The organism is Pseudomonas sp. GL_139_B (assembly GCF_057834475.1).
Map to the genome: position 1 here is coordinate 81,874 of NZ_CM174403.1, position 18,031 is coordinate 99,904.

At 57.5% G+C, this 18,031-nt stretch carries 23 protein-coding genes; 10 read left to right on the top strand and 13 right to left on the bottom strand.

Features of this window, described 5'->3' with window-relative positions; all coding sequences use genetic code 11:
• Positions 1-182: 182 nt before the first annotated feature.
• Positions 183-1,241: a PA0069 family radical SAM protein gene (locus tag AC3ISI_RS00395; RefSeq protein WP_489334973.1), complete on the bottom strand. Its 1,059-nt coding sequence runs from the start codon at positions 1,239-1,241 to the stop codon at positions 183-185.
• Positions 1,242-1,434: 193 nt separating this feature from the next.
• Between AC3ISI_RS00395 and AC3ISI_RS00400 the strand changes: the two genes are divergently transcribed.
• Complete coding sequence (locus tag AC3ISI_RS00400; RefSeq protein ID WP_489334974.1) at positions 1,435-1,737, top strand: hypothetical protein; 303 nt, start codon at positions 1,435-1,437, stop codon at positions 1,735-1,737.
• 230 nt (positions 1,738-1,967) lie between these two features.
• Positions 1,968-2,615, top strand: coding sequence for a phosphatase domain-containing protein (locus AC3ISI_RS00405; RefSeq protein ID WP_489334975.1), 648 nt, complete (start codon positions 1,968-1,970; stop codon positions 2,613-2,615).
• A gap of 58 nt (positions 2,616-2,673) precedes the next feature.
• Here the strand turns inward: AC3ISI_RS00405 and AC3ISI_RS00410 are convergent, their stop codons facing one another.
• The gene (locus AC3ISI_RS00410; protein WP_008152496.1) at positions 2,674-2,961 is read right to left on the bottom strand and encodes a YheV family putative zinc ribbon protein; all 288 of its coding nucleotides are present in this window, start codon (positions 2,959-2,961) and stop codon (positions 2,674-2,676) included.
• A complete protein-coding gene (gene prlC, locus AC3ISI_RS00415; RefSeq protein ID WP_489334976.1) occupies positions 2,958-5,009 on the bottom strand; it encodes an oligopeptidase A in 2,052 nt (683 codons plus the stop codon). Before prlC ends, AC3ISI_RS00410 begins: the two co-directional genes overlap by 4 nt.
• A gap of 89 nt (positions 5,010-5,098) precedes the next feature.
• Here prlC and AC3ISI_RS00420 point away from each other — a divergent pair, with 89 nt between their 5' ends.
• Complete coding sequence (locus tag AC3ISI_RS00420; RefSeq protein ID WP_489334977.1) at positions 5,099-5,644, top strand: gamma carbonic anhydrase family protein; 546 nt, start codon at positions 5,099-5,101, stop codon at positions 5,642-5,644.
• A 29-nt stretch (positions 5,645-5,673) separates the two neighbouring features.
• Positions 5,674-6,324 carry an HAD family hydrolase gene (locus AC3ISI_RS00425; protein WP_489334978.1) on the top strand — a complete coding sequence of 217 codons (651 nt, stop codon included), beginning with the start codon at positions 5,674-5,676 and terminating at the stop codon, positions 6,322-6,324.
• A gap of 93 nt (positions 6,325-6,417) precedes the next feature.
• Here AC3ISI_RS00425 and AC3ISI_RS00430 read toward each other — a convergent pair whose 3' ends face one another.
• Positions 6,418-7,509, bottom strand: a complete 1,092-nt coding sequence (locus AC3ISI_RS00430; protein ID WP_489334979.1) for an aminopeptidase — start codon at positions 7,507-7,509, stop codon at positions 6,418-6,420.
• Positions 7,510-7,568: 59 nt separating this feature from the next.
• On the opposite strand from AC3ISI_RS00430, the gene AC3ISI_RS00435 reads away from it, so the two are divergent.
• Together AC3ISI_RS00435 and AC3ISI_RS00440 are read left to right on the top strand one after the other, a co-directional pair.
• Positions 7,569-7,991 carry a PA0061/PA0062 family lipoprotein gene (locus tag AC3ISI_RS00435; protein ID WP_489334980.1) on the top strand — a complete coding sequence of 141 codons (423 nt, stop codon included), beginning with the start codon at positions 7,569-7,571 and terminating at the stop codon, positions 7,989-7,991.
• A gap of 41 nt (positions 7,992-8,032) precedes the next feature.
• Positions 8,033-8,455 carry a PA0061/PA0062 family lipoprotein gene (locus AC3ISI_RS00440; protein WP_489334981.1) on the top strand — a complete coding sequence of 141 codons (423 nt, stop codon included), beginning with the start codon at positions 8,033-8,035 and terminating at the stop codon, positions 8,453-8,455.
• Between the two features lie 6 nt (positions 8,456-8,461).
• On the opposite strand, the gene AC3ISI_RS00445 is transcribed toward AC3ISI_RS00440, so the two are convergent.
• Entirely contained in the window at positions 8,462-8,695 is a 234-nt protein-coding gene (locus AC3ISI_RS00445) for a DUF1161 domain-containing protein (protein WP_489334982.1), read from the bottom strand.
• Positions 8,696-8,852: 157 nt separating this feature from the next.
• Positions 8,853-9,284 carry an OsmC family protein gene (locus AC3ISI_RS00450; protein WP_489334983.1) on the bottom strand — a complete coding sequence of 144 codons (432 nt, stop codon included), beginning with the start codon at positions 9,282-9,284 and terminating at the stop codon, positions 8,853-8,855.
• A 236-nt stretch (positions 9,285-9,520) separates the two neighbouring features.
• On the opposite strand from AC3ISI_RS00450, the gene AC3ISI_RS00455 reads away from it, so the two are divergent.
• On the top strand, positions 9,521-10,522 hold the full coding sequence (locus AC3ISI_RS00455; RefSeq protein WP_489334984.1) for an LLM class flavin-dependent oxidoreductase: 1,002 nt from the start codon (positions 9,521-9,523) through the stop codon (positions 10,520-10,522).
• A gap of 69 nt (positions 10,523-10,591) precedes the next feature.
• On the opposite strand, the gene AC3ISI_RS00460 is transcribed toward AC3ISI_RS00455, so the two are convergent.
• Complete coding sequence (locus AC3ISI_RS00460; RefSeq protein WP_489334985.1) at positions 10,592-10,816, bottom strand: DUF1161 domain-containing protein; 225 nt, start codon at positions 10,814-10,816, stop codon at positions 10,592-10,594.
• Positions 10,817-10,938: 122 nt separating this feature from the next.
• On the bottom strand, positions 10,939-11,154 hold the full coding sequence (locus tag AC3ISI_RS00465; protein ID WP_007947897.1) for a dodecin: 216 nt from the start codon (positions 11,152-11,154) through the stop codon (positions 10,939-10,941).
• A gap of 155 nt (positions 11,155-11,309) precedes the next feature.
• Here AC3ISI_RS00465 and AC3ISI_RS00470 point away from each other — a divergent pair, with 155 nt between their 5' ends.
• Positions 11,310-11,636, top strand: coding sequence for an ElaB/YgaM/YqjD family protein (locus AC3ISI_RS00470; protein WP_489334986.1), 327 nt, complete (start codon positions 11,310-11,312; stop codon positions 11,634-11,636).
• Here AC3ISI_RS00470 and AC3ISI_RS00475 read toward each other — a convergent pair.
• The gene (locus AC3ISI_RS00475) at positions 11,633-12,526 is read right to left on the bottom strand and encodes a LysR family transcriptional regulator (RefSeq protein WP_489334987.1); all 894 of its coding nucleotides are present in this window, start codon (positions 12,524-12,526) and stop codon (positions 11,633-11,635) included. The genes AC3ISI_RS00470 and AC3ISI_RS00475 overlap by 4 nt on opposite strands.
• Before the next feature lie 126 nt (positions 12,527-12,652).
• Here AC3ISI_RS00475 and trpB point away from each other — a divergent pair, with 126 nt between their 5' ends.
• Together trpB and trpA are read left to right on the top strand one after the other, a co-directional pair.
• Positions 12,653-13,873, top strand: coding sequence for a tryptophan synthase subunit beta (trpB, locus tag AC3ISI_RS00480; protein WP_489334988.1), 1,221 nt, complete (start codon positions 12,653-12,655; stop codon positions 13,871-13,873).
• On the top strand, positions 13,873-14,685 hold the full coding sequence (gene trpA, locus AC3ISI_RS00485) for a tryptophan synthase subunit alpha (protein ID WP_223521119.1): 813 nt from the start codon (positions 13,873-13,875) through the stop codon (positions 14,683-14,685). The genes trpB and trpA overlap by 1 nt, the downstream gene beginning before the upstream one ends.
• Before the next feature lie 93 nt (positions 14,686-14,778).
• On the opposite strand, the gene AC3ISI_RS00490 is transcribed toward trpA, so the two are convergent.
• The 4 genes from AC3ISI_RS00490 to AC3ISI_RS00505 form a co-directional block, all read right to left on the bottom strand.
• Positions 14,779-16,740: a DUF7844 domain-containing protein gene (locus tag AC3ISI_RS00490; protein ID WP_489334989.1), complete on the bottom strand. Its 1,962-nt coding sequence runs from the start codon at positions 16,738-16,740 to the stop codon at positions 14,779-14,781.
• The gene (locus AC3ISI_RS00495; RefSeq protein ID WP_489334990.1) at positions 16,737-17,057 is read right to left on the bottom strand and encodes a DUF2388 domain-containing protein; all 321 of its coding nucleotides are present in this window, start codon (positions 17,055-17,057) and stop codon (positions 16,737-16,739) included. The genes AC3ISI_RS00490 and AC3ISI_RS00495 overlap by 4 nt, the downstream gene beginning before the upstream one ends.
• A 27-nt stretch (positions 17,058-17,084) precedes the next feature.
• Complete coding sequence (locus tag AC3ISI_RS00500; protein WP_489334991.1) at positions 17,085-17,402, bottom strand: DUF2388 domain-containing protein; 318 nt, start codon at positions 17,400-17,402, stop codon at positions 17,085-17,087.
• Between the two features lie 105 nt (positions 17,403-17,507).
• On the bottom strand, positions 17,508-17,825 hold the full coding sequence (locus AC3ISI_RS00505) for a DUF2388 domain-containing protein (RefSeq protein ID WP_489334992.1): 318 nt from the start codon (positions 17,823-17,825) through the stop codon (positions 17,508-17,510).
• Positions 17,826-18,031 lie beyond the last annotated feature (206 nt).

Sequence of the window (18,031 nt, forward strand, 5' to 3'; positions counted from 1 at the left end):
TGGCTGTTTAAAAAACATCCAGGTCGCAAGCATGACCCGCCAGTCACTCGATGAACAAGGTGCCGGCCTAAACTCAGCTAAAATTGAATCCAACGCTCTAGAGCAAGTGTTTCAAGTTAAAAAAAACGTGACCAGCCTGAAGGTACCATGCGTTTGTTACTCCTACGATAGGTCAGTTGTCCTCAAATCAACGACATCTGGCGACCCGGCGGACAGAAGGCTTCACAGTCCAGATCAAAAGCTTCGCGACGATTAAGCCCCAGGCGTTTGATGGTTTTGGCAAAACGTTGCGCCAGCAGGTCGGCAAAGGGACCTTCGCCGCGCATCCGGGCGCCAAACCGACTGTCATACAGTTCACCGCGACGGCTCTGGCGGATCAGGCTCAGCACATGAGCGGCACGCTGAGGATAGTGGGCGGCCAGCCATTCTTCGAACAGCGGCGCCACCTCCAGGGGCAGACGCAGCATCATGTACGCCGCACTTTGCGCGCCGGCCGCATGAGCCTCTGTCAGCAGGCCTTCTAGTTCGCTGTCATTGATCATCGGAATCATCGGCGAGCACAACACGCCAACCGGAATACCCGCTTCATGCATCACGCGGATCGCCCGCAACCGGGCCTTGGGTGCCGCTGCACGTGGTTCGAGTATGCGTTTGAGTTCGTCGTCCAGGGTGGTGAGGCTGATCATCACCGCCACCAAGCGCTGCTCGGCGAGTTCGGCCAGCAGGTCCAGATCACGAAGAATCAGCGAGCCTTTGGTGATGATAGTCACCGGATGACGGTAACGCAGTAGCACTTCGAGGGTTTTGCGGGTGATTTTGTAATCGCGCTCGATGGGCTGATACGGATCAGTGTTGGAGCCCAGATTGATGGGTGCGCATTGATAGCCGCGTTTGGACAGCTGTTCCTCCAGCACATCGGCGGCGTTGGTCTTGGCGATCAGCCTGGTTTCGAAATCCAGCCCCGGCGACATGTCCCAATAGGCGTGACTGGGCCGCGCATAGCAATAAATGCACCCGTGCTCGCAGCCGCGATAGGGATTAATCGAGCGATCAAAGGGCAAGTCCGGTGAGTTGTTGCGGGTGATGATGGTTTTCGCCGTTTCGTTACGCACCTCGGTGCCCTGAGTGACCGGCGCTTCCTGATACCAGCCGTCATCCTCGGCCATCGAACGATTCGGTGCGAAGCGGTTGTGCGGGTTGGTCGCGGTGCCGCGTCCGCGAGGTGGCAAGGGCGTAGCCATCGACAAGATCCTTTAGCTGTATGTACATACAGTATACGGGTTTGACGGAATCGACCAGTGCCGTTCAGCACCTTACAATTTTGAGCTTCGTCATTATGCGAAACATAAAGTGCGTGGCACTTTATTCGAAGTAGTCAGTATTCTTCGCTTCACACGAAATGGTCGTGTTTTCAATATTAAAAGGATTTAATAAATGTCAGGCTACAATCAGCGCGGCGTTTTTTTACAACTACAGGCGCCTTCTATCGTTAGTCCAAAAGAAGTTCGGGTTTCCATGCAGTTTGCATTAAAGGAAGAGGGTTATGATCCTGAAAACCGTGCGCTAACCTACGCTCTGCTGGATACCAGTACCCGCGAAGCCGTGTCGAAGGATGGCGGCGTCACCTTTACCATGGGCAACACCCCTGATGTCAACGGGGATGGTGCAATCGACGCGCAAGACAAAGTTGTTTTGATTGCGTTGGCGAAAGCCTATGCAAAGATTATCAACCCTTGATTGAAACTTAACTTCTGCAATCAATGACTGTTGATAAACCAATGGCTCAGTGATTACTTCTAAAACGGCACGGGACTTAACCGTGTCGTTTTTTATTAGTGGAATTTATAGGCAACAAGAAGAAACCGGGGGCCGCCGTTCAATTCACGATTCTTTGACGGATGGCTCACGGGCCTTTGACTGCTCAAAGCTGAAGCTATGCAGTACCTATTCAATACGGTTGTCCGAGCATGTCCCGACTGCGCCTTTTGCCTGCGACGTTTCTGCTGTCAATGGCTGCACTTTTCAACCTGACCCTGGCCCATGGGGATGACAGCGCTTCACCCCGCCCGGCTGAGTGGGCTCAATCGGTCGAAGTGAAATACAACCTCTTTCAGATGTCCCCGACGCTTTACCGCAGCGCATTGCCTGACCGCGGCGCCATTCCATTGCTGGAAAAACTGAAGGTGGTAACCGTCATCAATTTCCTGCCCGAGTCGGATTCCAGCTGGTTGACCACACCAGGCGTCACCCAAGTCCAATTGCCCTATCGTACCAATCACGTGGATGACGCGGATGTACTCAAGGCCCTTCGTGCTATTGAGACGGCCGAGTCCCATGGCCCGGTGCTGATGCATTGCAAGCACGGGTCGGATCGTACGGGCTTGATGGCGGCCATGTATCGCGTCGTGATCCAGGGCTGGAGCAAGGAAGACGCCCTGAAAGAAATGACGCAGGGCGGTTTTGGCGACAGTACCCATTTCAAGGATGGCGTGCGTTACATGATGCAGGCTGATGTCGACAAGCTTCGCACTGCATTGGCCAACGGCGATTGCAGCACAAGTCCGTTCGCCACGTGTTCGGTGAAGAGCTGGTTCAAATCCGCTCACGTCGAATAAGCAGGGGGGTGAGGGCACCACCTTGAGCCCGGTAAAAAAGGCATAAGGTGGTGTTCACTCAGTGTTGCTCGTCAGGCTTTTTCTTCAGCTTGGGGTTCGGGAAAAACTGCACGGCCTGAACCTTGGCGTCCGGCACTTTCAGCGCCGATGTATTGACCCGCGTGCCCAATTCCTTGGGCACGGACAGACCTTGTTCATTCAACGTGTCGGAATAACCGCAGGCCACGCACTCGCGGTGCGGGACCTCGTCCTCGTTCCACATCATCAGCTTGTCCGGCTCGCTGCATGCCGGGCAGACCGCCCCGGCGATAAAGCGTTTTTTGGTAATCACAGGCCCCTCGCTCATGCTGCCGCGTCCTCACTCAGGCCGCTGTGGCGCAAGAGTGCGTCAATCGAGGGTTCACGGCCACGGAAGTCGACGAACAGCACCATCGGCTCTTGGGAACCACCGCGCGCCAGAATGGCTTCGCGGAACGCGCGTCCGGTCTCAGCATTGAGCACGCCGTCTTCTTCGAACTTCGAGAACGCATCGGCTGACAGCACTTCCGCCCATTTGTAGCTGTAGTAACCCGCCGCGTAACCACCGGCGAAGATATGCGCAAAGCTGTTCGGGAAACGGTTGTAGGCCGGTGGACGCATGACCGAGACCTCATCGCGCACGCCTTTAAGCACCTGCGCCACGCTACGGCCATCGCCGTGGGTGGCGTGAAGTTCGAAGTCGAACAGCGAGAACTCCAGCTGACGCACCATCATCAGACCGGACTGGAAGTTTTTCGCCGCGAGCATTTTCTGCAGCAGGTCTTGAGGCAGTGGCTCGCCGGTTTCGTAATGACCGGAGATCAGCGCCAGGCCTTCCGGCTCCCAGCACCAGTTTTCCATGAACTGGCTCGGCAGTTCGACCGCATCCCAGGCCACGCCATTGATGCCGGAGACGCCCGCGTGTTCAACGCGGGTCAGCAGGTGATGCAGCCCGTGACCGAACTCGTGGAACAGAGTGGTGACTTCATCGTGGGTCAGCAGCGCAGGCTTGCCGCTGTCAGCCGGAGTGAAGTTACACACCAGATTGGCCACCGGGTTTTGCAATGCGCCTTCAGCCGTGCGGCGACGGTCGCGAGCGCCGTCCATCCATGCACCGCCGCGCTTGTTGGCGCGGGCGTAAAGGTCGAAGAAGAAACGGCCGACGTGCTGGCCGTTTTCCTTGATTTCGAACAGGCGAACATCCGGGTGCCAGGTGTCGAAGCCTTTCTGCTCGGCGATTTCGATGCCGTACAGACGCTGAACAATGGCGAACAAGCCGCCCAACACTTTGTCGATCGGGAAGTAGGCGCGCAGGGCCTCCTGAGCAACGCTGTAACGCTGCTCGCGAAGTTTTTCGCCGTAGAATCCACTGTCCCAGCTTTGCAGGTCCGGGCAGCCTTGTTCGGCGGCATAGGCTTTGAGCTGTTCCAGGTCCTGCGCGGCAAACGGCTTGCTGCGCTTGGCCAGGTCACGCAGGAACCCGAGCACCTGATCGCTGGACTCGGCCATTTTGGTGGCCAGGCTCAGTTCGGAGAAGCTGGCGAAGCCGAGCAGTTTGGCCAGTTCCTGACGGAGATCGAGGATTTCTCCCATCACCGGGCCGTTATCGTTCTGACCGGCATTCGGGCCTTGGTCCGACGCACGGGTGCAGTAGGCGGCGTAGACTTCTTCGCGCAGGGCGCGGTCGTGGGCGTAGGTCATCACCGCGTAGTAGCTCGGGAATTCCAGGGTAATCAGAAAGCCCTCCAGGCCTTTGGCCTGTGCGGCGGCGGCCATTTGCGCCTTGGCCGAATCGGTCAGGCCGGCGAGGGTGGCTTCATCGGTGACGTGCCTGGTCCAGGCTTGAGTGGCGTCGAGCAGCTGGTTGGAGAAGCGGCTGCCCAGTTCCGAGAGCTTGCTCTGCACTTCGGCGTAACGCTTTTGCTCGGCCTCTGGCAGGTCAATACCCGACAGACGGAAGTCACGCAGGGAGTGTTCCAGGATAGTTTTCTGCGCCACATCGAAACCGGCGGCTTCCGGGCTGTTGGCCAAGGCTTCGAAGGCCTCGAACAATTCGCGGTTCTGGCCCAGCTCGGTGGAGTAGGCACTCAGGGCGGGCAGGCAGGATTCGTAGGCTTCGCGCAATTCGGCGCTGTTGCACACGGCATTCAGGTGGCTGACCGGGCTCCAGGCCGCGCCCAGGCGATCATTGAGCTCGTCCATCGCCAGTACGAGTCCGGCCCAGGTCGGTTGTTTGCCCTGGGTCTTGAGGATCTCGATAATGGCGGCGCGGTTGTCAGCCAGGATCTGTTCAATGGCCGGTTGCACGTGTTCGGCACGGATCGCCGAGAACGGCGGCAGGTCGTAGGACTGCAAAAGAGGGTTGTTCACGCTCACGGTTGGCACCTTGGCTGGAAGAAACATGCGGCCATCTTAATTACAATCGACGCTCACCGCAGCTATCAGCAACAGAGAGAAACCCTATCGTGACCCTTCGCAAGTATCAGAACCATACGCCGCTGCTGGGCAAAGGCGCTTTTGTCGACGGATCGGCGGTGGTAATCGGCGACGTTGAAATCGGCGAAGACAGCTCTGTCTGGCCGCTGACGGTGATCCGCGGTGACATGCACCGCATCCGCATCGGCGCGCGCACCAGTGTTCAGGATGGCTGCGTGCTGCACATTACCCATGCCGGCCCGTTCAATCCCGATGGTTTTCCGTTGCTGATCGGCGACGATGTGACCATCGCGCATAAAGTCATGCTGCACGGGTGCAACGTGGGCAGCCGGGTTCTGATCGGCATGGGCAGCATCGTCATGGACGGTGCGGTGGTCGGGGATGACGTGATCATCGGCGCTGGCAGCCTGGTGCCGCCGGGCAAACGCCTGGAAAGCGGTTTCCTGTATGTGGGCAGCCCGGTGAAACAGATCCGTCCGCTGACCGACAAGGAAAAAGCCTTTTTCACCTACAGCGCGGCCAATTACGTGAAGCTCAAGGATCTGCATCTGGCTGAAGGTTACGACCAGCTCTGACCCCGTCCCGTTATTGCTCAGGAATACTCATGCATTACCAAACCGTTTTATTCGACCTCGATGGCACGTTGACCGACCCGCGCGAGGGCATCACGCGTTCGATCCAGTTCGCCCTGAGCAAATTGGGCATCGATGAACCCGACCTGACCAGGCTGGAACACTTCATCGGCCCGCCGCTGTTGCAGGCGTTCATGCAGTTCTACGACTTCGATGAGCCCAAGGCCTGGGAAGCGGTGAATTTTTATCGCGAACGCTTCAAAGTTACCGGTCTGTACGAGAACCGCGTGTTTGACGGCGTCACCCCGCTGTTGGAAACATTGGGCGGGCAAGGGCGACAGTTGTACATCGCGACGTCCAAGCCATGGGTTTTCGCCCGGGAAATCGCCCGGCATTTTGACTTCGCCAAACACTTCAAAGTGGTTTATGGCAGTGAGCTGGATGGCACGCGTACAAATAAGGTCGAGTTGATTGCGCATCTGGTGGCTGAAGAAGGCCTGGATCCTGCCAGCACCCTGATGATCGGTGATCGTAAGCACGATCTGATCGGTGCGCGCAGTAATGGGTTGGACTCGGCGGCGGTGGGTTACGGGTTTGGCAGCCACGAGGAGTTGGCCGCTGAAGCACCGACCTATCACTTTGAAACGCTGGATGAGATGCATCGGGCGTTTTTGCGGCGTTAGTTAGATCGCCATCGCGGGCAAGCCCGCTCCCACATTGGATCTGCGGCATACAGCGATCCCTGTGGGAGCGGGCTTGCCCGCGATGAGGCCCGCTCAGCCAGCGAAAGCTCCAGATTCTGCCAAAGCCTTCAACGCCGCCTTACGCTCCACAACCGGCAATGCCCCCAATTTCTCGACCGCCGCATAAAACCTCACCCAATCCCCACCCTCTTTCTTGAACAGCGCGCTAAATGCCGGCACCCATTGGTCATACAACCCAAACGGCAACAGCCGGGCATTGTTCATTGGCGCGTTGATCCAGGCGTCATAGCGTTTGTCCCCGGCCCATTGGCTATCGCGTAACTGCCGGTATTCGCTACGCAGCCGCTCGAACTCGGCGGCCTTGCGCTGGCGCATTTGATCCGCCGGCAATGGCAGTGCGTAAAGCTTTTCAAGGCGGGTGCGAGTGTCCAGCACCAGTTGAGTAAATTGATCCAGTCGCTGTGCCTGTGCGCCGTTATCCGGCGCCAGGCTGCGGGAAGCACGCCATTGGCGTGTGCCTTCCTGTTCGACGAAGGTGGCGAAAGATTCGTTGAACTCAGTGTCGTCCTTTACATAAATACGTTGATGCGCCAGCTCATGGAAAATCAGCGTCGCCAGCCGTTCGTCGCCCCAACCCATCATCGAGCTGATGATCGGATCGTTGAACCAGCCAAGCGTCGAGTAAGCCTCGACGCCGCCAATCCATACGTCCATGCCTTGCAGGCGCTGCACGGCTGCCTCGCCGCGGGCGGCGCTCTGGCTGTAGTAACCGCGGTAGGCGACGCAACCCGCGATCGGGAAGCAATGGTTCTGCGACGTCAGGGAAAACTCCGGGGTGACGAAGACATTCCAGACTACGTACGGCCGGCCAATGTCGGCATACAGCCGATAGCTTTGATTGTCTGGCAGGTGCAGATGCTCGCTGGCGAATGTCCGGGCTTTCTGTGACTGGACCAGATGGGCGCGCAGTTTCTGATCGCGGGAGGGATCGGCAACCACCTCGGCCACCGGCTCACGAGCCTGCAGCAGTTGCAGCTGGCCACTGGCCAACTGACCGTAATAGCTGACGCTGGTGCAACCGTTGAGTAACAAAAGCAACACACCCGGAAACAAAACGCGGAAAACGCGATCAAGTAACCCAAGGCTTGGAAACGGCCTGATCAAAATAAAATCATCCCTGGAAAGTCTGCCGCAAGACTATCCCGCCTGACCGGAGCTGCGCTATGCACAAGTTGATGCTGACGGGGGGCCTGTTGATGCTGACGGGCTGTGCTGGATTTGGACTGCCTTTTCATGACCCGTCGCAAGCGTGGATCGACCTGGACTCTCAGCAGGAAGACACGAAGCTGCAGGCGTTGGAAGTCGACGACAAAGCCGCCACCGACAAACGTTATTTTCAGGTACCGCCGGGCAGTCATGAGCTGACGGTGCGTTATCAGTTCCCGGTCCAGCCGACCAATATCGGCCCGGATGCCGAGCCGCTGTGGCGTGACTGTCATTTAAACGTGAAATACAACGAATTCAACGCCGGTGAGCGCTATCAGCTGCAAGCGGGGAATATCGGCTTTCGGCCGTGGGCAAAACTCTATAACCAACAACGAAAGGTGATTGGCCAAGGCACACCGGCAGGCTGCCAACGCACCTGATCAGCGTTATGCTGAATGACCAACTCATTGGGACATTCATCATGCGCAAGTTGATGTTGTTGCTCGCTGCCAGTGTTGTTGCTGGCTGTCAGAGCCCCTTGCCGCCGGTTGATCCGCAGATGGCCTGGGTCGACTTTTCTGTGCCATTTCCCAACGATAAGTTGTTGATGGCCGAGCGACTAGACAACCAGCGATTGAACGACGGGCGTTTTTTCCAGGTCATGCCCGGCAGCCACGTGCTGCTAGTCCGTTTCGATTTTGAAGTGCCCGGTGGCGGCGGGGGCATGGGGGTTATGGACGGCCCATCGGAACGGCTGTGCTACCTGACCATCAAGTACGATCATTTCGAAGCCGGTCAGCGTTATTTGCTGGTCGGACAGTCGATTGCGTTTGTCCCAGGCGCCCGGTTGTACAACGCCAAACGCGAGATCGTCGCTGAAGACAGCGAGTCCTATTGCCTGTAAGGCGAATCAGCGGTCATTTTTCTGGTAGATGATTTTCTTGGTGCCGCCGTCGCACGAGCCTACGACCATGTTCTGATCGTGCACTTCGTCATTGGTGACGATTTCCAGGGTGTAGGACGAAACCCCTCGGGCCTGGATTTTGGCTTCGATCTCGGCCTTGAGTTCTTCACAGGGTTTGGATGCTGCGAGGGCCGATGTGGCCAGTGCGCAACAGATAACCGCCAAGGCAAAACGTTTCATGGTTGAAGCTCCTTTTAGACTGCACGCAGGGTAATACACTTTCGCTGCTGTCATTTATTCGACCACAATGTGGCGGGTCAGGTTTTGTCTGGACGCAAAAAAAGACCGCTGCCTGCTTAAGGCTGCGATCTTTTCCAGGCGACTGCAAAAGCTGTAATCAGCTGAGCAGCGTCGCCTCCAGACTGATTTTTGCATTCAACACTTTGGAAACCGGGCAGCCTTCTTTGGCCTTGTTGCTCAATTCCTCAAACTGCGCCTGAGTCGCTCCAGGGATTTTCGCCTTGAGGATCAACTTCACGGCCGTGATCGCAAAGCCACCGTCCACCTGATCCAGGGTAACTTCGGCATGAGTATCGATGCTGTCAGCCTTGAGTCCGGCATCGCCGAGAATCATTGAAAACGCCATGGAGAAGCACCCGGCATGAGCGGCGCCGATCAGCTCTTCCGGATTGGTACCTTTGCCGCCCTCAAAACGTGCTTTGAAACCGTAAGGCGCTTCTCTGAGTACGCCGGTTTCAGTGGAGATTGAGCCGATGCCGGTTTTCAGGTCACCTTCCCAATGAGCCGATGCTTTCTTCGTAATAGCCATATCTGCCTCCTCAAGATCCGGCGCGGAGCGCCTTCGTGGTTTTCGGTTACAGGGTTCTGAGGATAGTCGGTGGTGCAAAGTTCACCTGATCTCTTTAGTCCTACCGTTTTCGTAGGTTTTTTGGCTTGGCTATTGAAACTCGGGTATATGCCCTCATTGCATGAAGCACGCTTATGGATTCGGCAGGTTTTCGTTTGCAATAAAAAACCTGCGACCTCAATTGGAGAAGCAGGCTTATGAAACGATTGTCCGACATCAAGTTCTCGACCCTTGATCTGGTGCCTGTGCGCGAGAACGGCAGCGCAGCTCAGTCGCTGCGCAATTCCCTGGACTTGGCGCAGCACGTCGAAAAATTCGGCTTCAACCGCTTCTGGGTCGCCGAGCACCACAACATGGACGGCATCGCCAGTTCGGCGACTTCCGTGTTGCTTGGCTATCTGGCGGGCGGCACTTCGACTATTCGGGTCGGTTCGGGTGGCGTGATGCTGCCTAACCACGCGCCGCTGGTGATTGCCGAGCAGTTCGGCACCCTGGAAAGTCTGTACCCGGGGCGTATCGACCTGGGCTTGGGCCGTGCCCCCGGCTCCGATCAAATGACCGCCCGTGCGCTACGCCGTGAACGTTCCGGCAGTGCCGACGACTTTCCGGAAGACGTGGCCGAATTGATGCGCTACCTCGGCCCACGCACCCCGGACCAGCGAATCATCGCCATGCCAGGCACCGGCACCAACGTCCCGGTCTGGTTGCTAGGCTCCAGCCTGTTCAGTGCGCAACTGGCCGGCGAGCGTGGTTTGCCCTATGCCTTCGCCTCGCATTTCGCGCCGCGTTTCATGCATGAGGCGATTCGCGTTTACCGCAATCACTTCAAGCCTTCAGCGGTATTGGATAAGCCCTACGTGATGCTCGGTGTGCCTCTGGTGGCTGCGGATACTGACGAGCAGGCTGATTATCTGGCGACGTCGGTTTATCAGCGGATACTCGCGCTGATGCGTGGACAAAGTCTGGTTCAGCGTCCGCCGGTGAAAACCATGGACGGGTTGTGGCTGCCGCATGAGAGGGAAGCGGTCAGTGATTTTCTAGGATTGGCGATGGTCGGCAGTCCACAGAAAATCCGCGCCAAACTGGACGTTCTGGTCGAGCAGACTCAGGCCGATGAACTGATTTTTACCTGCGACCTGTACGAACATTCGGATCGTCTGCACTCCTACGAACTGCTGGCTCAGGTCATGAAGGGCTGACGCTTAAACAGCATCCACAAAAAAGCCGACACCATTGCGTCGGCTTTTTCATATTCGAGGGCGGTCAGGTCAGCCCTGCTTGTAGACGATTTGCCTGGAGCCTTTTTCACAGGTGCCAACGACTTTTCCGTTAGCAGCTGCGCCTTTATCGACGATTTCCAGTGTGTAATTGGAAATACCCTTGGCATCCAGTTTCGCTGCGATTTCGGCTTTCAGCTCGTCGCACGACTTGCCCTGGGCAAAGGCTGTTCCCGCAAGGCTCAACAAACCTACCGCCAAAATAAACTTCTTCATCGGTCGCATTCCCTGGTCGGATCAAAAGGGGCATCCACTCATCTGCTGGGTGCACACAGGTAGCGCTTTGCCTTTTCAGATGGCACTCGGCCAGCGCGCAATGTCAAAAGACTAGCTCAAACTCAGCTGCTGGCAATCCGGAATCCGACTTTGAGTGTCACCTGAAAATGTGCAGCCTTGCCGTCTTTGATGTGCCCGCGAGTTTCGGTCACTTCAAACCATTCCATGAGCTTGAGACTTTTGCTGGCTTCAGCCAGCGCGTTATTGATGGCGTCTTCAATGCTGCTGGTGGACGAGCCGACCAGTTCGACTTTTTTGTAGGTGTGATGGTCAGTCATGGTGTTCTCCTCAGGGTGTGAATTACAGCCTAGCAGTGATTTTTCGTCTTACTTGTGTCGATCAATCTGAAAGGGTTGTGCAGATTTACTGCACTTTCTCCAACCCCTGAAGTCCCAACCAACAGACGCAACTCAATCAATGCAGGAGAGCCACCATGGCCAACACTTCATTACGTAAAGCCTCATTGCAAAGCATGGAAGCCGAAATCGAGAGTCTGCTGAAATCGTTGGAAAACCTGAAAGACGACGCTTCGGACGAGTCGCGTAGAACTCTGAAGGCCTTAAAAGCCAATGCCGAAAGTGCGCTGAAACATTCGCGTCATCTGCTTAGCGATGCGTACGAAGACGTCAAAGTCAAAACCCGTGAAACCGGCATCGCCACTCGGGACTACGCCCAGGAACATCCTTGGACGACAGCCGGTGTTGCCGTGGGTGCGTTGGGCCTTCTCGCGGCCTATCTGTTGTGCAAACGCGGGGATTAATCCGCTGGGTGCAGTTCGTTCTTGAGCCACTGCGCCAGTTGCCAAGCCCGCCCGTCAGCGGCACGTTTGGGTAACCACAACGCCAGTTGCGCCGGGGTTTCACTGAAACCCCATGGCGCAACCAGGCGACCGGCCTTCACGTCTTCGGCCACCAGTGGCTCCGGTGCAATCGCCACCCCCAGACCGGCCACTGCGGCTTCCAGCAAGTAATACAAATGCTCAAACCCTTGACCGTACTTCAACGCCTTGGCGTCGAGGCCACTTTGCTGTGCCCAACTCGGCCACGCCTGGGGTCGTGACGTGGTGTGTAGCAATGGCTCCTTCAGCAGTGCTATCGCCGGTGCGCCTTGCAACTTTTCGTAGCCGGCGAATCGCGGACTCATGACCGGGCCGATCCGTTCGCTGGTCAATTCATAGACCTGCATGTCCGCAGGCCATGGCGGCTCTGCAAACACCAGCAACGCATCGAGCCCCGGCCGACGCGGATCGAGATCGCCCTCACCGGCTGACAGGTGCAGACGCAAGTCCGGCAGGTCCGCATTAAGCCGTCCCAGGCGTGGAATAAACCAGCGCGCGAGCAGACTTCCCGAGCAGCCGAGTACAAAGGGCGCATTGGCAGTGCTTTGCCTCAGCTCTGTACACACCGTGCGTAACCGTTCGAACGCTTCGCCGCTGGCATCGCGCAACCGAATGCCGGCATCTGTGAGTTTAAGGCCGCGACCGTCCTTGATGAAAAGGCTGACGCCGAGGTGTTCTTCGAGCACTTTAAGCTGCCGGCTGACCGCGCCATGGGTGACGTGCAGCTGTTCGGCAGCCTGACTGACGCTGTTCAGGCGGGCCGTCGCTTCAAAAGCACGAAGCGCATTCAGCGGAGGGAGGTCGTGGCTCATGGGATCTGTGAGTTTTCCTGACAGGTTGTGGCGATCTTATCGGTTTTCAGGTCGGGGCATCAGGGGTAGAGTGAAGCCCACTCTTTTTTCAAAAGCATCATCCCACCCATTCAACCGGAGCGACCCATGACTCAGACTAATCTGCGCAACGGCCCCGACGCCAACGGCCTGTTTGGCGCGTTCGGCGGCCGCTACGTCGCCGAAACCCTGATGCCGTTGATCCTCGACCTGGCTCGCGAATATGAAGCGGCCAAGGAAGATCCGACGTTCAAAGAAGAATTGGCCTACTTCCAGCGTGACTACGTCGGACGTCCAAGCCCGCTGTATTACGCCGAACGCCTGACCGAGTTTTGCGGCGGCGCGAAGATTTATCTCAAGCGCGAAGAGCTGAACCACACCGGCGCGCACAAGATCAACAACTGCATCGGCCAGATTTTGCTGGCGCGGCGCATGGGCAAGAAACGCATCATCGCCGAAACCGGCGCGGGCATGCACGGCGTGGCGACAGCCACTGTGGCGGCGCGCTTTGGTCTGGACTGCGTGATCTACATGGGCACCACCGACATCGAGCGTCAGCAAGCCAACGTGTTCCGCATGAAGCTGCTGGGTGCTGAAGTGATCCCTGTCGTGGCCGGCACCGGCACCCTGAAAGATGCGATGAACGAAGCGCTGCGTGACTGGGTGACCAACGTCGACAGCACCTTCTACCTGATCGGCACTGTGGCCGGTCCGCACCCTTATCCAGCGATGGTTCGCGACTTCCAGGCCGTGATCGGCAAGGAAACCCGCGATCAGTTGCAAGCCCAGGAAGGCCGCCTGCCGGACAGCCTGGTGGCGTGCATCGGCGGTGGCTCCAACGCCATGGGCCTGTTCCATCCGTTCCTTGACGACAAAAGCGTCGAGATCATCGGCGTTGAAGCGGCCGGCTACGGCATCGAAACCGGCAAGCACGCGGCCAGTCTGAATGGCGGCGTACCGGGCGTGTTGCACGGCAATCGTACCTTCCTGTTGCAAGACGACGATGGTCAGATCATTGACGCCCACTCGATTTCGGCCGGCCTCGACTATCCGGGTATCGGCCCGGAACATGCCTGGTTGCATGACATCGGCCGCGTTCAGTACACCTCGGTGACTGACGACGAAGCCCTCGACGCGTTCCACAAATGCTGCCGCCTGGAAGGGATTATTCCTGCACTGGAAAGTGCCCACGCTCTGGCCGAAGTGTTTAAACGCGCCCCGACCCTGCCGAAAGATCACTTGATGGTGGTCAACCTGTCCGGCCGTGGCGACAAAGACATGCAAACCGTGATGCACCACATGGAACAATCTAAGCAGGAGAAACACTGATGAGCCGCCTGCAAACGCGCTTTGCCGAACTCAAGGAACAGAATCGCGCCGCCCTGGTGACCTTCGTCACCGCTGGCGACCCGAGTTATGACACTTCCCTGGCGATCCTTAAAGGCCTGCCCGCGGCTGGCGCCGACGTGATCGAATTGGGCATGCCCTTCACCGATCCGATGGCCGATGGTCCGGCGATCCAACTCGCTAACATTCGCGCCTTGGGTGCCAAACAGAACCTGGCGAAAACCCTGCAAATGGTTCGCGAGTTCCGTGAAGGCAATAGCGAAACTCCGTTGGTGCTGATGGGTTATTTCAACCCGATCCACATGTACGGCGTGCCGCGCTTCATCGCCGATGCCAAAGAAGCCGGCGTTGATGGTTTGATCGTGGTCGACTTGCCGCCGGAACATAACGGCGAGTTGTGCGATCCGGCTCAGGCTGCGGGCCTGGATTTCATCCGCCTGACCACCCCGACCACCGATGACGTGCGTCTTCCGACTGTCCTGAACGGCAGCTCCGGTTTTGTTTACTACGTGTCGGTTGCCGGTGTGACCGGCGCAGGTGCAGCGACTCTGGAACACGTTGAAGAGGCGGTTGCCCGTCTGCGTCGCCACACTGATTTGCCGATCAGCATCGGTTTCGGCATTCGTACCCCGGAGCAGGCCGCTTCCATTGCTCGTCTGGCTGATGGTGTAGTTGTGGGGTCGGCGTTGATCGATCACATCGCCAACGCTTCGACGCCGGATCAGGCGATTGATGGTGTGCTTAGCCTTTGCGCGGCGCTGGCAGAAGGTGTGCGCCAAGCGCGAGTCAGCTGAAGTTCAAGTTCCTGAGACAGAGGAATTAGAGCCTCGCGGCACAGACTAAACAGCAAAACCGAGGGCTTCAGAACTGTGTTCTGAAGCCCTTTTTTACGGCAGTTCCAACCCGCCTGCTGCTTTGTGCAGTTTTCTCAGATGTTCGCCAACCTGTTTCAGGTTGGCTTCATTGGCTTCCATTTCGGCGGCACGGGCGGGTTCGAGCAATGCTCGCACTTCCTTGTCCAGATCCCCCGTCAACACCAGGAGCTGCTTTTGGCGCAGGCTGCTCTCCGACTCCAGGCGTTGCCATTCACTGGGTTGGGGCAATCCATAACCGCTACTGCCCAACAGTTCAGCCGGACGGCTGAGATAGCCGCTATTGGCGAGTATCTGTTTCAAGGTCGCATTAGCCTTGTCCATGCCGCCGTTTTCCAGGTTCCGAGCGCCGAGGTAGCGCTGTTTTACTTCGTCTTGGGCCAGCAGCATTTGTTGGCGGAAGGCTGCCTGCTCCAACAGCATCAATGCGGCACTGGCGCGCAGGTCTGCTTGTTCGAACCATTGCCGGCGCTCTACCGCTTTCAATGCCAACCAGTCTTCGACTTTGTCCTGCTTGATCGGCAAGCGCTTTTTCAGCACGTCGAACATGGCTTGATAGCGATCGCGGAAGGAATCGAAGCGATAGCCCAGTCGGAGTGCTTCGCGTCGGTCGTCAAGCACGCTGGTATCTGCCAGTCCACGCCCTTTGAGCACTTCCAGAAGGCCGTTCGGCATGATGTTATCCAGCCCGACCAGTTGTGCATTGTTGGTGGCGCTGCGGAGCAGTTTAAGGTCTTCTACCGCACAGTTGTTCGACAGGAAAAAGTAGTTGCCGTCATAACTCCAGTGCATCTCGGCGGCATGTTCCACGACATTTTCGATCTCGCTGCGCGACAGGTTCAGAGGCACCGAGGCCACGCTGCGCAGTTCGGTCTTGGTGTATTCATCGATGACCTGTGCGAGCGGCAGGACAAACAGACGCGACGGGTATTTACCGACAAGTCCGTCCCAACTCGAAAGCTGCACGTCCCCAACGAAGGCGCGGTAGGACAAGACCAGATGCTGGTCAAGATCGAGACGGCAGTCTGGGCCGCGTGGTCGCCCTGGCGCACAGATCACCAACCGCAACATGCTGTGGCCCCAGCGGCTGACCCAGTTCTGATTGGCTTCGGCCAGCAGATAGTCGACGGCATAGACTCGTTCCGGATCGACATGCCCAAGGGGTTGCTTGGCGAAATCATTGCCGGCGTTGAGAAAGGCGACGGTTTTGGCGCAGGTGTTTTTGGTCGCCGGTGCCCAGCCAAAGTGCTCCTGGTAGTAGCGATACAGCGCCGGGCGACGACAAGCGTAACTCGGGTCGAGGAGGAAATACTCCATATTGACCGCGACGAACTCTTTCGGGCTGCTCGTTTCGTAAATGTCCGGACTGCGGGCGATCTGTCGGTTGTGCTGCTCACGCTCGCCGCGGCGGCCTACGTATTGTTGCCAACCTGCAAGGTCGAGCAGGCGTGGATCGTCGCTGAGGGTAAAGCGTCGATCGGTCTGGCCACGACACTGATCTGCAATACCCACAAGTCCTGAACTGCTGTTGCGCCGGGTACAGTGTTGAATCAGTTTGCGTTCCGCGTCTGGCCACAGGCGCGAGCGATCGTAGATGTGGGTGAGTTCGTGCAGTACGGTGGCAAGCATTTCACGGCGGACAGTGCCATGGGGGCGGGTGGTCTTCTTGCTCGCCGCGCTGCCGTCGGTGAGGCTGGCCAGCAGTTTAAGGTTCAAGTCGAGTTCGGATACCAACGACGCTTGGCCGTAAGCATTGCTCGGCATGTCATCGGTCCAGCCGACGTCGATACGCCGGTCCAGTTGCTCGATGAACCGCGGCGGTAGCGCCTGCATGGCTTCATCGAGCAGTGCCTGACTGGCTTGCTGTTGTGCCGGGCTAAGACCTTGCGTTTTGAGCTGTAATTGCAGGCTTGCGTGGGCTGTGCTGCCGAACAGCATCATGACCCCTGCCATAAGCCACGCGGCTGACGGCTTCACAGTGCGAGGATGGCTTCGGCGAGTGCCTGATCACTGGCATCCCGGGCTTCCGGCACGCGAACGCGCAGAGTATTGAAAGCCGCTTCGAGGTGAGCGCCGCGGATATCGCCGTCGCTGGCCACGAAACTCGCTGCATCGTCCTGGGCTTCGCGAATGATCTTCAAGTCCCGAATAGAGGTGGTGGTATCAGAGGTGAAATCAAGCGTGCGCTGAGTGGCACGAATGAGCATGTTACTGGTGGCAACCAGGGTATGGGCCTGGGCCACGTCGGCCAACAACAGCAGGCCAAGGGTGCCAGCAATCAGCGGGTTACGCATGGAACAACTCCGGAGAAACAAGGATAACTATTGGACGAGAATTGCTTGTGCCAGTTCAAGGTCGCTTGCAGGAAGTTTTGGCTGGGTATGGCGCAGATATATCAGGGCGGACTCCAGTTGCGCTCCTCGCAATTGGCCATCGCTGGCGATGAATGCCGCTGCATCATCGTGAGCGGCAAGCAGCAGTTTACGGTCGAAGGGCGCGGAGGTCACCAGACGGGTGCCATAACCACTGGCCACAGTGCCTTGAGTAGAAAAATTAAAGGCATCGAAGGCGTGGGCCGAGCCTGACCAGCAGGCCACAAGAATGACCGGAATGATCAACAGCTTTGGATGAAAATGCATGAGACTCGACAGCTGAAAGCGTGTCGCAAGGCTAGCGTAAGGTCCGGTCTAGAGCCAGCGCCGAAACATGGGGACACGTTGGGCGTGTCCCACGTCAGGGCTCGCTTAGAGGATCAGGATGGCTTGTGCCAGCTGCGCATCTGTTGCATTTAGTTGCGGAGCCTGGTGGCGGATGTGATCGAGGGCGCTTTCGAGTTTTACCCCGCGGATGGCACCTTCGCTGGCAACGAAGCTGGCGGCATCATCACGAGCAGCCAAGACAATCTTGTCGTCCTTAAACGAAGAAGTGACGTTGGAAGAAGCATCTGACGTGGCTTTGAATGCTTTGACGACAGCATCAGTGGTGACGACAAAACTGGTGGCGTGGGAATTAGCAGCCACGGCAAGCAGGGCTGCAGCGCTGAGCAGGCGAAGACGGGACATGGTGAAACTCCTTTGGAAGAACCGATTGAGAGGTGACGAGGTATCTGAGGGATCAGTCCCGCCACGTTCCGGATTGATTTTAGGCCTGCTTTTATCTGTTCGCACGGTTCTGTCTGTTCAGGCAGAAAACAGCGGTAAAACGGTTTATCCCGTTCGTTGAGGCGATCTGCATGGCGGATCTCCAAATCTTAAAGCTGAGGTAAACG